This window comes from Streptomyces sp. NPDC014734, from assembly GCF_043083325.1.
Classification (GTDB): Bacteria; Actinomycetota; Actinomycetes; order Streptomycetales; family Streptomycetaceae; genus Streptomyces.
Map to the genome: position 1 here is coordinate 1 of NZ_JBIBYN010000012.1, position 12,899 is coordinate 12,899.

At 69.0% G+C, this 12,899-nt stretch carries 13 protein-coding genes and 1 pseudogene; 9 read left to right on the forward strand and 5 right to left on the reverse strand.

The annotated features are described in order from the left end of the window. Together ACF1CT_RS20045 and ACF1CT_RS20050 are read right to left on the reverse strand one after the other, a co-directional pair. On the reverse strand, positions 1-3,128 hold a 3,128-nt coding region (locus ACF1CT_RS20045; protein ID WP_391785225.1), incomplete at its 3' end, for a tetratricopeptide repeat protein. An 86-nt stretch (positions 3,129-3,214) separates the two neighbouring features. Next, positions 3,215-3,577 carry a trypco2 family protein gene (locus ACF1CT_RS20050; protein ID WP_391785226.1) on the reverse strand — a complete coding sequence of 121 codons (363 nt, stop codon included), beginning with the start codon at positions 3,575-3,577 and terminating at the stop codon, positions 3,215-3,217. Positions 3,578-3,609: 32 nt separating this feature from the next. Between ACF1CT_RS20050 and ACF1CT_RS20055 the strand changes: the two are divergent. Beyond that, positions 3,610-4,803, forward strand: a pseudogene (locus tag ACF1CT_RS20055) (IS256 family transposase); the annotation flags it as partial. A gap of 212 nt (positions 4,804-5,015) precedes the next feature. Here ACF1CT_RS20055 and ACF1CT_RS20060 read toward each other — a convergent pair. Continuing rightward, positions 5,016-5,882, reverse strand: coding sequence for a phosphotransferase (locus ACF1CT_RS20060; RefSeq protein WP_391785227.1), 867 nt, complete (start codon positions 5,880-5,882; stop codon positions 5,016-5,018). 155 nt (positions 5,883-6,037) lie between these two features. On the opposite strand from ACF1CT_RS20060, the gene ACF1CT_RS20065 reads away from it, so the two are divergent. Then, positions 6,038-6,550: a DinB family protein gene (locus tag ACF1CT_RS20065; protein ID WP_391785228.1), complete on the forward strand. Its 513-nt coding sequence runs from the start codon at positions 6,038-6,040 to the stop codon at positions 6,548-6,550. 200 nt (positions 6,551-6,750) lie between these two features. Here the strand turns inward: ACF1CT_RS20065 and ACF1CT_RS20070 are convergent, their stop codons facing one another. Continuing rightward, positions 6,751-7,026 (reverse strand): DUF397 domain-containing protein, encoded by a 276-nt coding sequence (locus ACF1CT_RS20070; RefSeq protein WP_391785229.1) that lies wholly within the window; start codon positions 7,024-7,026, stop codon positions 6,751-6,753. Continuing rightward, entirely contained in the window at positions 7,007-7,858 is an 852-nt protein-coding gene (locus ACF1CT_RS20075; protein WP_391785230.1) for a Scr1 family TA system antitoxin-like transcriptional regulator, read from the reverse strand. The genes ACF1CT_RS20070 and ACF1CT_RS20075 overlap by 20 nt, the downstream gene beginning before the upstream one ends. A gap of 603 nt (positions 7,859-8,461) precedes the next feature. On the opposite strand from ACF1CT_RS20075, the gene ACF1CT_RS20080 reads away from it, so the two are divergent. From ACF1CT_RS20080 to ACF1CT_RS20110, 7 genes are all read left to right on the forward strand, one after another. Then, the gene (locus ACF1CT_RS20080; RefSeq protein ID WP_391785231.1) at positions 8,462-8,650 is read left to right on the forward strand and encodes a hypothetical protein; all 189 of its coding nucleotides are present in this window, start codon (positions 8,462-8,464) and stop codon (positions 8,648-8,650) included. A 229-nt stretch (positions 8,651-8,879) separates the two neighbouring features. Continuing rightward, on the forward strand, positions 8,880-9,311 hold the full coding sequence (locus tag ACF1CT_RS20085; protein WP_391785232.1) for a hypothetical protein: 432 nt from the start codon (positions 8,880-8,882) through the stop codon (positions 9,309-9,311). 226 nt (positions 9,312-9,537) lie between these two features. Beyond that, complete coding sequence (locus tag ACF1CT_RS20090) at positions 9,538-9,744, forward strand: hypothetical protein (protein ID WP_391785399.1); 207 nt, start codon at positions 9,538-9,540, stop codon at positions 9,742-9,744. Further along, positions 9,741-10,190, forward strand: coding sequence for an ATP-binding protein (locus ACF1CT_RS20095; protein ID WP_391785233.1), 450 nt, complete (start codon positions 9,741-9,743; stop codon positions 10,188-10,190). The genes ACF1CT_RS20090 and ACF1CT_RS20095 overlap by 4 nt, the downstream gene beginning before the upstream one ends. Positions 10,191-10,612: 422 nt before the next feature. Next, positions 10,613-11,227, forward strand: coding sequence for an ArsR family transcriptional regulator (locus ACF1CT_RS20100; protein ID WP_391785234.1), 615 nt, complete (start codon positions 10,613-10,615; stop codon positions 11,225-11,227). After that, positions 11,224-12,504, forward strand: a complete 1,281-nt coding sequence (locus ACF1CT_RS20105) for an MFS transporter (RefSeq protein ID WP_391785235.1) — start codon at positions 11,224-11,226, stop codon at positions 12,502-12,504. The genes ACF1CT_RS20100 and ACF1CT_RS20105 overlap by 4 nt, the downstream gene beginning before the upstream one ends. Positions 12,505-12,582: 78 nt before the next feature. After that, entirely contained in the window at positions 12,583-12,825 is a 243-nt protein-coding gene (locus tag ACF1CT_RS20110) for a nitroreductase family protein (RefSeq protein WP_391785236.1), read from the forward strand. The last annotated feature ends 74 nt before the right edge of the window (positions 12,826-12,899 follow it).

The window sequence follows — 12,899 nt, forward strand, 5'->3', positions numbered from 1 at the left end:
TTGGTTTTGACGAGTTCGCGGTAGAGGCGCACGGCTTCTTCGATCGCCTCCAGGCCTTCCTGCCGCCGCCCCACGTCTCCCAGCCGGATGGAGAGAGTGTTCAGGGCTGAGGCGAGGTCGGGGAGGTGGGCGTCCGGGTTGGTTTTGACGAGTTCGCGGTAGTGGCACACGGCTTCTTCGATCACGTCCAAGCCGTCCTGCCGCCGCCCCACTGCCTCCAGCTGGCTGGAAAGGGCGTTCAGGGCTGAGGTGATGTTGGCGGCGCGGATGCGCGTGGCTCGGTCGATCGCGCCCTCCAGGTCTTTCTTTCGCCGCTTGAAGTCCTCCAGCCGGTTGGTGACGGCCTTCAGGGGCTTGGCGATGTCATGAAAGGCGTTCAGGGGCTTGGCGACGTGGATGCGCACGGCTCGGTCGATCGCGCCCTCCAGGTCTTTCTTTCGCTGCTTCACGTCCTCCAGCCGGTTGGTGACGGCCTTCAGGGCTGAGTCGAGGTTGGTGAGGTGGGTGCGCGCGGCTTGTCCGATCGCATCCTGGCCTTTCTCCCGCCGCCCCGCGTCTCCCAGGTCGATGGCGAGGTTGTTCAGGGCTGAGGCGAGGTCGGCGAGGTGGGCGTCCGGGTTGGCTTCGGCGAGTTCGCGGTAGAGACGCACGGCTTCTTCGATCGCCTTCAGGCCTTCCTGCCGCCGCCCCACGTCCCCCAGCCGGATGGAGAGAGTGTTCAGGGCTGAGGCGAGGTCGGCGAGGTGGGCGTCCGGGTTGGCTTCGGCGAGTTCGCGGTAGAGGCGCACGGCTTCTTCGATCGCCTTCAGGCCTTCCTGCCGCCGCCCCACGTCTCCCAGCCGGTTGGAGAGGTTGTTCAGGGCTGAGGCGAGGTCGGGGAGGTGGGCGTCCGGGTTGGTTTTGACGAGTTCGCGGTAGAGGCGCACGGCTTCTTCGATCGCCTTCAGGCCTTCCTGCCGCCGCCCCACGTCTCCCAGCCGGTTGGAGAGAGTGTTCAGGGCTGAGGCGAGGTCGGCGAGGTGGGCGTCCGGGTTGGCTTCGGCGAGTTCGCGGTAGCGGCTGGTAATGGCCTGAGACAGGTGGGCAGCGGTGAGGGAGAGGCGCTGGCTTGAGAGCGGGAACTGGTCGTGCAGGGTGATGAGGTTACCGAGTGCGGCAGTGGGGTCGGTGGCGTGGGCATTGAGGGCGGTGATGAGGGGTTGGGGGCGGTCGGCCTGGATGGCGGCAATGATGAGGTGGGGGGCCAGCTCCGTCGGCAGGTGTGTGCACAGGTGGGTGAGGTGGGTGTCGAGGCAGCCACCGAAGACCGGATGGGCAGCGGCACGGCTGTAAACGGCCAGGAACTGGGCCGTCTGCGCGTCGTCAGCGCCGCACATCAGGTGTTCGGCGATGGCGGGGTCGGTGTTGAGGACGCGTCCGATGTGGCGTTCGGCGATTCGGTCGGGCTGGAACGCGCCCCACGGGCGGCCTGGTGAGGTGGGTGGGTAAAGGGCGGCGATCCAGGCGGTGACCTGGTCGCGCCGGTCGCGTGGTTGGTCGGCCAGGGCCGGGAGCCTGGACCACGTGAGGTCGGCCTGTTTCCGGTTGGCCGCGCCCATCAGGTGGGCGGCGGCCAGGGCCGTTTCCAGCGTGGCGCTGCTTAGTGCCGGGGTGAGGCCGCACGCTGCGGCGTTGTTTTGCCAGTATCGGCGTTCGTGCCCCAACAGCCGGTCCTCCACGGCATGCGCACGCTCGGCCGCCGGCGCCGGCGCCGGCGCCGCGTCACCGTCCGCGATGGCGGTGTCGAGGAGGTCGGCGAGGGCGGTCATTTGCAGGGTCAGCGCGTTGGCGAAGGCGTAGTGGTCGAGTCGCGGGATGGGCAGGGCGTTGGCGGCGGCAGGCCAGTCGCGCATGTGGGGGAGGGCGGAGGCCAGGGCGCGGGCGGCACTGCGGTAAGCCTGTGCGCGTGAGGCCGGCGCCTGCTCCAGCGGCTCCAGGAGCGTGGAGGGCGCCTCGTTGAGGTAGTCCTCGGCGAGGCGGGTGACGTGCTTTGCCTGGGTCCACCAATCGCCGTCGGTGCGGGCCAGCAGCAGCACCTTGAAGGGTGTGCCGCCGGGGTGGTCGGTGGCGGCCTCGATGAGCGCGGTCAGCTGCCCGGTGCGGGTCTCGGCGTAGTCAAGGATGATCAGCAGAGGTTTGGCCACATGCCGCAGTTCGCGCAGCTCGGACGCGTCGGTGTCCGAGCGTGGCCACAGCACGGTCCAGTGGTCGGCCGCCAGCAGCCCGGCCAAGTGGTGGGCGAGCCGGGTCTTGCCCTGCCCGCCAGGCCCGTGGAGCAGCCATGCCCCGGACCCGTCCTCCTGGCCACACCACGTGCGCAGGTTGGTGAGCAGGTCGTCACGGCCATGGAAGGGCACCGTTTGCCAGCCTGCCTGGAGCAACATCGCGGGTGAAGCCTCCCCCGTCCGGCCCCTGTCGGCCGGGGCTTCGGCCAGGTGCTGTAACTCCACCGCCTCCAGGCCGACGGCGGGTCCGCCGTGTTCGGCCAGTGCCGCGCGGAACGTCGGGTCGTGGTGCAGGACGTAGGCGGGGACGACGTTCAGCTGGCCGCCTCCGGAATGCGCCCGGTCGGAGGCCACCACCCCCGTCAGCAGCCGGTCGCAGAACACGGCCGCCCCGGACAGGCCGCCCCACGGCGAGGTGCCCTCCTGAGGCCACTGCGGACGGTGCTGGCGCAGGTCCATCACGTACTGGTTGCCGACGAACCCGCTGCCCGGGTTGATCCGCCCCGCCACCTGGGCGGCCTCCGTCGGCTGCCCGTGCCGTTGGGCGACGTCGGGGATGCCCCACGTCTGGCACGCGGCGCCTGGCCGGTCTGTGACCATGCGTCCCCAGCGCACCATCCTCGGCGAGGGCCATGGGGGGCCTTCGCCGAGCAGGACCAGCGCGGCGTCGTCCCGCCCGCCGGGCGTGCCGCACCACACGACCGGGCCGCCGCGCACGCCGGCGAAGCCGGGTCGGTACACGTAGGCTTGCTCACCGGCCCGCCCTGCGACGTGCGCGGACGTCAGCACCAGATCCCCGCCCACCCCGTACCCCGACCCCAGACCGCCCGGACCGGCCACACCCAGCACACGATTTTTCTCCACCTCGCCCCTCCCAAGCATTTTTGTACGCCTGTGCGCTGCCGGTCAGCTGCCACGGGCGACAGATCGGCGCAGCCCGTCTCGGGCCCTCATTCCGGGATGCGGCCCGACAGGTCCCCCGGACCGGCGGGACGGTCCGGGGACCCGCTGACCAGCAGGTCCCCGCCGCGTACGTTCCTCGGCGTGAGCGTGAACGACACCCGGTGCGTGCGGCCACGCGACACTCCTGCCTGTGTCTCCGCGCCCACCGCCCACAGCTTGAATCCTGCCTTCGCTGTCGCGTCTGCCCGCAGCTCGACCTCGAAATCCATCTCCACAGGTCCCACCGCGAACACGACATCGGGATGCGCCCCGCCCCGCGCCGCCGCCGCGACAAGCTCGTCCCGCACCGCCGCCACCGCATCCACCAGAGGAATATCCACCGACTCCACCCCGATCTGACGAACCGACACTTCCCATACCGTAGAGCCGCTGGGCCACTTGTGTGGGCGATCGGTGTCTTCGGCATGACCTACTTCGCCTGCTGGCGTCACTGCGTTCGGCAGATGGTCTTGAACTCGTGCGTGAGGTAGCCGAGCGGCTGTTGCAGGAGCTGATCGAGGCCGAGCCCCCCGCGAAGATCGACGCCGAGTGGAACGAGCGGACGGCCGGGCGGACCGGATACCGCAACGGGCACCGGGGCAAGACGGTGACCACGCAGGCCGGCGACCTGGAGCCGGCGATTCCGAAACTGCTGGCCGGCGGCTTCTTCCCGAGCCTGCTGGAGCGCCGGCGCCGCATCGATCAGATGCTCTACGCCGTCATCATGGAGGTCTATGTCCGCGAGGTCTCCATCCGCAACGTCGACGCCCCGGTCAAGGCGCTCGGCTCGGACACCGGTGTAGCGAAGAGCGAGGTCTCCCGGACCTGCGGCGAGCTCGACGAACAACTCGACGTGCCCGCACCTGCCCGCTGGACCACACCCGATTCCCCTACGTGTCTCTCGACGCGACCTACGTCAGGGCTCGCGTGGACCACCGGATCGTCTCGCAGGCGGTGGTCCACGCCGCCGGTGTCACCGAGGACGGCGGCCGCGAGGTCCTGGGCGTCATGGTCGGCGACAGCGAGACGGAAGTCTTCTGGGCCACGTTCCTGCGTTCGTTGCGCGACCGCGGCCTGGGCGGGGTCGGCCTGGTCATCTCCGACAGCCGTAGCGACCTGGTCAAAGCAATCCGCAAGGTCATGCTCGGCGCCGCCTGGAACGCTGCCGGGTTCACTTCGTCCGCAACGTGTTCTCCGCGATCCCCAAAGGGGCGACCGAGACAGGCGCCGCGACGGTCCGCACACTCTTCGCTCAGCCCACCGCCGAAACCGTCCGGACATCATCTTGACACCGCCGCCGACATGCTCGGCGAGCAGTCCCCCCAAGTCACAAGAGATGCTCCTGTCCGCGAAGGGAAACCTGACCGCCTTCGCGGACTTCCCCCACCAGCACTGGAAAGAGACCCAGTCGACCAGCCCGCTCGAACGGCTCAACCGGGAGATCAAACGTCGGTCCGACGTCGTCCAGGTTTTCCAGGACACCGCAGCGGTCAACCGGCTCGCCACCGCAGTCCTCGCCGAACTCCACGCCGAGTGGATTGTCTCCCCTCGCCGTTGGCTGTCCACCGAGAGCATGGACAGCCTCTATCCGGACAGCACGACCCTCCCGCCCGGCAGCACCACTGATCACCTACACCACATCACGGGACATGACCCATCTACGCGGCGCTGGCCGCGGACATCGGTGGCCGCCCGGGCAGGTGAGTCCGCCGCGGACCGCGCCGACGATGCCGGTCCCGTTCCCGATCGGGAGCCCGAGACCCCGATCAGGCCGGCCGACTCCGTCTTGGACCTGGCCAGGGACAAGCTCTACAGACCATCCAGTCGCCTGGTCACTGTGTCGAGTGTCGGCCAGGGAGGCCCCTCGTGCAGCAAGCGCAGGAATTCCTCTCCGAATCGCCTCCCCTTCGGAAACTGGTCGCCGAGCTCCCAACGCCACGCGGCGACCATCGCGATGACGAGCTGCCGACACTCGTCCAGCAGCCCTTGGTCAACGTCTGGGTAGTGCGCGCAGACCGCCTCGGGAACATGGGCGAGGTCGAACTCGACGGGTCCACGGCAGCACGTCTCAAGATCGATGAACAACGGGCCGTTCTTCGTGCTGAGCACATTGCCCGGATGAGGCTCGCCGTGGAGCAACTGCTCCACGGCGCCGCGGTCGTCGATCGCCTGTCGCAGGCTCGCCAGCCTGCCGCTGAGGAACACGCGGTCCGTGTCGCTGAGGTCCGGCGAGCGATCCGGGTCGGAGACAACTTCTTCCGCCTCCGTGATCCGGTCCGTGAACCTCGGGCTCGGCACATCGACCTCGCGCATGCCGATGTGCAGTTGCTCCAGCGCCTTGGCGTAGTCGCTCGGTGAGGTGTGAGGTGTCACGGGCTCGAAGTAGGTCCACAGCGTCACTGCGAAGCCATCGCGCGTGTACACACGCGGGTCCGCCCGAGGCTCCAGGGGACACACGGGGCATCCGACCGCGGTGAGCCGTTGGGCGAGATCGACTTCGAACTGCGCGACTTCCTCCCCCACAGGGGCGACCCGGGCGAAGACGTCGCACGGCGTCAGTCTCAGTGCAAGCTTGTTCGAGTTATGGAGAACGATTGCGTCGTTGGCCGGCAGGTCGAGCGATGCGGCGACCGAAGTCGCAGCCGCGATCGCACGCGTGACGTCGGGCATGTCCATCCGTGAATCCTGGCACAGCTGGGCGGGGGCGATGCCAATCGTCGTGGTCCGCACCAGGTGCCAACTATTGCCGTATCAGGCTGCGTTCGTCCTGTTGTGAGGCCTCGGCCCCGCCCGCTGAGGGCTTCGACCGCAGCACCGGCGATCATCGAATGATGAGCGCTCTCGAACGTCCCATGCCGCCCCTTGACGCCGATGAGCGCACCACGCTCGAAAGCTGGCTCGACTTCCATCGCATCACACTCGCCATGAAGTGCGAGGGTGTGGACGACGAGCAGGCCGCCGTCGCGTCCGTGCCTCCGTCCGGCTTCACGTTGACCGGTCTCGTTCAGCACATGGCGGAGGTGGAGCGGAATTGGTTCCGTCGCGTGTTCGCCGGGGAGCAGGCCCCGCCCATCTACGACCCGCAGGCCGCCCCGGACGCCCCCGACGGCGGCTTCGAACTGGCGGAGGGTGCCACTCTGGGCGACGCCCTCGCCACCTGGCAAGCAGAGATTGCCCGCGCCCGCGAGCACTGCGCCGACCGCGCTCTGTCCGATACGGGTCGCTTCATGGACCAGGACGTCAACCTCCGCTGGATCTACGTCCACATGATCGAGGAGTACGCCCGCCACAACGGCCACGCCGACCTGGTCCGGGAACGCATCGATGGCACCACCGGTGTATAGCGGCGGATTGGGCAACGTCGGCACGGTCGACGACAGCGCGTAGACGTCGGTCGTCCGCGTGGCGGTTGCGCCGGATGATGCAGTGGCGGATCACGCCGCCCTGTTCCTCAACGGCACTCCGAGTCGGCCGAGAAGGCTGCGAGCGGGGGTCCGCCGAAACCGTGCGCGCTCCGAAGCCGCCCGGAGCACAACGGAAGTGTTCAGGCCGTTGCCTTGACGGACTCGACGAACGGGGTCCAGGCGGACGCGGTGACGATCAGGGCCGGGCCTTCGGGGCGCTTGGAGTCGCGGACGGGGACGAGACCGGGGGTGCCGTCCGCGACTTCGAGGCAGTTCCCGCCGTCTCCGTTGCTGTGGCTGCTCCTGCGCCAGTGGGCGAACTCCTCCGCGACTTCCAGGCATTCGCCGCCATCGCCGTTGCTGTAGCTGCTCTTGCGCCAGGTGGCCAGGCGGAGATCAAGACCGATGCGGCCCATGCCGGTACTCCTCAGCCGCCTTCTCGATCAGTTCGAGGGACACCTCCGGCGGCAAGGCGGCGGCCCTCAATCGATCGTATGCCTTGCGGTACTTCGTCACGGTAGATGGATCGTCGATGGTCTGTCCGTGGTACGGACCCTCGGTGTAGACCAGCGGGGGTTCGTCGTCGAAGTTCATGAAGAACAGCGGCATCTCGGTGAAGGCTCGTGTAGGGCCGTTCCATGGAAGAATCTGAGTGACGATCCGATTGCGCCGCACCAGGGCGGCGATGTGTTCCAACTGCTCGGCCATTTCCTCGGGTGAAAGCAGAGGGGGATGCCGTACCAGGGACTCGTGCAGGACCGCCCAGTACTCGGGCTTCTTGGGGTCGTCGAAGAGACTGGCCCGTTGCATTCGGGCATTGACTTTGGCCTCGGCTTCCTCCGGCGTGTCCAAGGGGTGGGTGGAGCGGATGATGGCGTGTGCGTACGCCCGGGTCTGGAGCAGACCCGGAAACAGGGCGTTGGACCAGTGGTTGATGGTCCGGGCCCGCTTCTCCGCCTCCACGATTCCGGCGAAGTACGGCGCATGCGCCCCCCGTTTTGCCTTCCGTACGTCGTCGCAGCTCCGCGCGAAGTAGTCCGTGCCGAGTACCAGGTCGGCGTGCTTGGCGAGGTCCAGCGGGATGCGGCGGTTGCCGTGCTCGATCTCGCTGAGGAACGTGATGCCGTAGTAGCTGCCCTCGATCAGCTTCTCCAGGGTCAGCCCGGCCTTCTCCCGCTGGTAGCGGAGTTCCTTGCCGTAGAACTGCGGGACGCCTGCCGAGCCGTCGATCTCCTTGCGCGTAGCCACGCGTGACCACCTTTTCTGCTGTGCGGTGTGGAGCGGGAATCCCTCCGACGGTAGAGCGTCGGGCGGCAGCGTGTGAGGCGTTCGTCACAGTACGCAACGAAAGGCGGACGGTTCGGGCGGACCGTCCGCGGCCTCCGGTTGCCTGCCCCGGCGGTTGCATGGGGCACAGTGGCGGGACGGGCAGCTCCTGCCGACCGGAGCCGCCGCGTTGCCGATGCCGCGTCGTGGAGAGCACTGATGTACAGGGCCGCCGCGGCGCGGCTGGAGAGGCTGGAGCGCGAGGCGGAGCAGAGGTATCCGGGGATCTTCGAGCGCCTGAACGCGGAACGCGTGGCAGCCGGGGCGCTGTCCCCTCGTGGTGCTGGTTGCCGGTGGCCCGGGTCCACGACGTACTGGCACACCACTACGCCGGTCACGGGACGGGCTTCGGAGGTTCCTCCCCGGCGGCGCAGAGGTCCGTCGATGCCGCGCGGCGGGCGGCGATCGGGGCGTGGCGGGCCGCGGGGCGGCACGATTCTTGAGGCGGCCCGACGGACTGTGTGCGCGACCCCGTCGGGCAGGCCCCCCGCTGCGTCCCCGGGCGGCGACCTCGATCGGTCGGCGATGCTGCTTTCCGGCCGGAACCGGTTCTGGGTGCGGGCGGCCGACAGGCTGACCTCGCCGCAGGTCGCCTTCGTGGACGCGGCGCAGGTGCTGGGGCGGCGGGCCCCGGGGTCCCTGTGGCCCCCCGGGCAGTCGGACGCGAAGGGCCGGGCGCCCTTGCTGTGGCTGGCGATGCCCGCACACGCGTGATGATGTCCCGCAAGCCGCCGTCCATACCCTCGGAGCCCTCTCCGGCATGAGCATGCAGTGTGGTCGAACCGCACCACCCCCATGCGAGGCGCGGGCGGGCGGTCCCGGCGCCGGGCGGAGGGCTGCGGTCGCGGTGCCGACGGATTGCGGTGATCCTGGCAGGGGAGCGTGGTTGGCTTCGCGCGGACCGTGTGCGTCGGTGACCGCGCCGCACAGGAAGGCCACGGTCATGGCAGTGATGTCGGACAGGACACGGTCGGGGCACAGGCTGCCCGACGGTGGAAAGGTCAACGGCGCCTCCCAGTTCGCCGGGGCGGCGCTGATGTTCAGCGGGCCGCTCAGCATCCTCATGGGCGCCGCCGGTATCGCGCGGGACAGCCTGTTCTTCTCCTCGTCCCACTACGCCTACCGGTTCGGTCTCACGGCCTGGGGCGTGATCCACCTCGTCATCGGAGTGGCGCTCGTTGTCGCCGCCCTGGGAATCCTGACGAACAAGAGCTGGGGCCGCGGGGCCGGCGTGGCGGCGGCGGGAATCAGCCTGATCACCCAGTTCATGTTCGTCCCGTACTACCCGATGTGGGCCATCCCGGTGATGACGCTCGACCTGGTGATCGTCTTCGCGCTGACGAGACTTCAGTTCGATCCCGACCGGGACCGGTGAAACGGGCGCCCTCCGCCGCTCGGGAACGAGCGGCGGAGGGCGCTTTCGGCCATCTTCCACGTCGCGCGTTGCGGAGCGGGAATCCCTTTGCCGACCGGCCTCGATGCGGCAGCGTGTGCAGGGTTCGTCACCGTAAGCAACGAAAGGTGGGCGGCCCCTCATGGGCGACACTCACGACCTCCGCGGCGCACCCGGCCGCGACGACGCCGTCGACACCGATGTGGACATCCATACCGACGTGGACATCAATGTGGACATCAACGCGCTTCGTGCCGCTCTCTCGGACCACGGCATCACGCTGCCCTCGCTGGGCGTCGACCCGCTGACGCTCGCCTGGTGGGCGCCCCGGACGCCGCTGGTCGCGCTCGGCAACTGCAACGTGGCGACCGCGCGTCGGCTGGCCGAGGTGCTGCGTACGGCGGCCGGGGGATGACCGGAGTCGCGCTCACCATGGACCTGGTCGCCGTGCCGAGGGCCGTCCCGGAGGTGCGCCGTCTGCTGCGTGCCTGGTGCCGGGACGAGGAGGCGCTCCATCTGCTCATCTGCGTCAGCGAGTTGCTGACCAACGCGATCGTGCATCTCGGCACGGGCACACCGGTCACGCTTCGGGTCATCGGCACGTCCTCGGGGCACGTCCGGGTCGAGTTGACCGACCCGGAGCCGGGCGCCTGGCCGGTACCGCGTTCCGCCGAGGACGACGAGGAGTCGGGGCGGGGGCTGTCGTTGGTCGGTGCGTTGGCGTCGCGGTGGGGGGTCGACCAGGGGGTGCGGGGCAAGACGATCTGGTGCGAGCTGCCACTGCCCGCGGGGTTGGACGGGGGCGGGGCGGTGGAGAAACCGGTCGCCGTCGGTGCCGGGGGAGCGGGAGCGCCCGCGTAGGAGGCCGGGCCGACAGGTTTCATGTGTGCATCCGTGGAACCGGAAGCCACGGGCCGGATCCGTCCGGCCCGTGCCAGCACCCGGATACGAGTGGTCCCGTTCGGCACGGGGCAGCCGGAGCACGGATTGTCCACGCTCGGGCAGGGCACCGTGGAGCCCGGGACGGTGAGGCGGAACAGCTCGTCGCTCATCCCGGGACCCCGAGGGCTGTCCCGCGATCGGCCCCGGAGGGGGCTGGGCCGCCTCCTTCGGATCCTGCCGGGCTCGTGGGGCCGGTCCGATCCGAGGCGAACGGCCCGGGTGACCGGTCCCGTCGCCGCGTCGGCATCGGCGGCGCGGGTGCTGCCGGTGCGGTGGTACCCGGCCCCGGAAGTTGCAGAAGATTTCTTCCGGAACGAATCTTCTTCATCTAGTCTGCGGACATGACAACACGGAACCGCATCACAAATCCCCTTGCGTTAAGGGCACTTGCTCACCCCACGCGCCGACGGCTTCTCCGGCTCCTGTTTCAGCTGGGGCCGTCGACAGTGACCGGACTGGCGCAGCACACCAACCTGGATCCCGGTCTCGTGAGCTACCACCTGCGCGAGCTCGCGCGCCGAGGGATCATCGAAGTCGCCGAGGAACTCGCACGCGACCGGCGAGAGCGTTGGTGGCGGGTACCGGCGGTCTCGATGACCTGGTCCAGTCTGGATTTCCACGAGCCGGACGGCCGTATGGTCGCCGATATGGTCAAGGCGCAGATGATCAGGGAGGAGTTCGCGCGCCTCAAGCACTTCGAGAGCGAACGTGATGCGTGGGGAGAAGCCTGGCAGAAGTCGGCGATCTGCGGCGAGTCGCATCTGCGCCTCACCCCGGAGGAACTGGGGACCGTGTCGGCGGAACTCCTCGAAGTCCTCGAACGCTGGAGGGAAATCAGCCGACGGAGGACGAGCGCCCCGGTACCTGCGGAACAGCACGACGGCACGACCGGACCCGACGAAGCGGATCTGGAGCACGTATTCGTCTTCTTCCACGCTTTTCCGGAGAATCCATGACCGCCGAGCCGGCCGACCGCGCAGTGGAGATCCCGGACACCGATCCCCACGACAGACCGTCAGAGTCAACCGAGGCCGCCGTACGGCCCGCGTACCGTGAACCCGCTTATCGCCGGTACCTGGTCGGAGAGGTCTTCTCGGTCCTCGGAGACCAGATCTGGTTCGTCGCACTGGCCTGGAAGGCGACGGAACTCACTTCACCGTCCACGGCGGGTCTGATCCTCAGCATATCCGCGATACCCAGGCTGATTTTGATGCTTTTCGGCGGAATGCTCGCCGATCGGTACGACGCCCGGAAACTGATGGTGAGCAGCGATCTCCTGCGGGCCGCGGTGATGTTCGCGGCGGCCGGGATCGCCCTGTGGCAGGAGGGAATCTTCCTGCTGGTGCTCGTGAGCCTCGTGTTCGGGATCGTGGACGCGGTCTTCCTGCCCGCCGCCGGGTCCGTGCGCCCGCGTCTGCTCCAGCCCCAACAGCTCTCGTCCGGCGCCGCGCTCAGGGAGTTGGGCATGCGCGGCGCGGTCACTCTCGGCGCCCCCCTCGGAGGGCTGCTGATGACCGCCGGAGGCATACCGGTCGCCTGCGCGGCCAACGGCATCACCTTCCTGATATCGATGATGGCCGTGCGCACCCTCCGGCCGCGCCCGCTGAAGTCCGCGGAGAACGGGCAGGAGAGCGAGTCCTACATCGCCTCGCTCCGGGGCGGACTGCGGTACATGGCCCGCCACCGTGTGCTCCGTGGCCTGCTGGTGACGACGTTCCTGGTGAACTTCGCGTTCGTCGGACCCATGAACATCGGTCTGGCGCTGCTCGCCAGATCGCAGAACTGGGGCGCCGGGGGAGTCGGCAACATGCTTGCCGGATTCGGCATCGGGGCAGCCATGGGGGCAGTCGTCATGGTCAGGTCCCGACGGCCGTACCGGGCCGGTCTGCTGATAGCGGCGGCGTCCGTGATGGAAGGCGTCGGCCTCACCGGTCTGGCCCTGGCTTCCGACCTCTGGGTGGCCGTGGTCACCGCCACCTTCATCGGTCTGGTCAGTGCCCCCCTGGGGATAGCGGCTGCCGCGGTCATGCAGGAGGACACCGCCGATGAATTCCGGGGCCGTGTGAGCAGCGTGAACTCACTGGCGAGCCTGGGCATCACCCCTCTGGCGATAGCCGTGACGGGCGCCGCCGCCGAATGGTTCGGCACGCGCGTCACTCTCGTCGCAAGCGCGCAGATGGCCTTCATCGCCGGAATTCTGTGCCTTGCCCTTCCCGACCTGCGTCGGCGCTGACACGGACCCGGCGGCGGCCGCAGTGCGGTCGGGGCGGAGACAGTGTGCTGCGGAACGAAAGAAGTGGGGCGAGGGAACGTGGACGTGTACGAAGCCGTGGACAGCCGTCGTGCCGTGCGGGCGTTCAGCGACGAACCGGTACCCGTGGACGTGCTCGAACGGGTGCTGTCCGCGGCCGCGCGAGCTCCGTCGAGCGGGAACCTCCAGCCGTGGCACGTGTACGTCGTCACCGGCGAACCCCTTGCCGGACCGAAGGGCGTGCCGCGGCTGCGGACCGGGCGGGCGGACGTGACCGAGACCGTGAGCTTCATCGGAGTGTGATCGCCCGGCAGCGCTCGGCCTGCTCTGCCCGTTCGGGCCGCCCGTCCGTCCCGTCTGCCCCGGCTGTTCGGGTG

Coding starts and splice junctions, on each gene's coding strand:
- ACF1CT_RS20060 (WP_391785227.1), bottom strand. CDS start 5,882: ATGGACATGCCCGACGTCACGCGTGCGATCGCGGCTGCGACTTCGGTC.
- ACF1CT_RS20065 (WP_391785228.1), top strand. CDS start 6,038: ATGAGCGCTCTCGAACGTCCCATGCCGCCCCTTGACGCCGATGAGCGC.
- ACF1CT_RS20070 (WP_391785229.1), bottom strand. CDS start 7,026: ATGGGCCGCATCGGTCTTGATCTCCGCCTGGCCACCTGGCGCAAGAGC.
- ACF1CT_RS20080 (WP_391785231.1), top strand. CDS start 8,462: ATGCTGCTTTCCGGCCGGAACCGGTTCTGGGTGCGGGCGGCCGACAGG.
- ACF1CT_RS20085 (WP_391785232.1), top strand. CDS start 8,880: ATGGCAGTGATGTCGGACAGGACACGGTCGGGGCACAGGCTGCCCGAC.
- ACF1CT_RS20095 (WP_391785233.1), top strand. CDS start 9,741: ATGACCGGAGTCGCGCTCACCATGGACCTGGTCGCCGTGCCGAGGGCC.
- ACF1CT_RS20100 (WP_391785234.1), top strand. CDS start 10,613: ATGACAACACGGAACCGCATCACAAATCCCCTTGCGTTAAGGGCACTT.
- ACF1CT_RS20105 (WP_391785235.1), top strand. CDS start 11,224: ATGACCGCCGAGCCGGCCGACCGCGCAGTGGAGATCCCGGACACCGAT.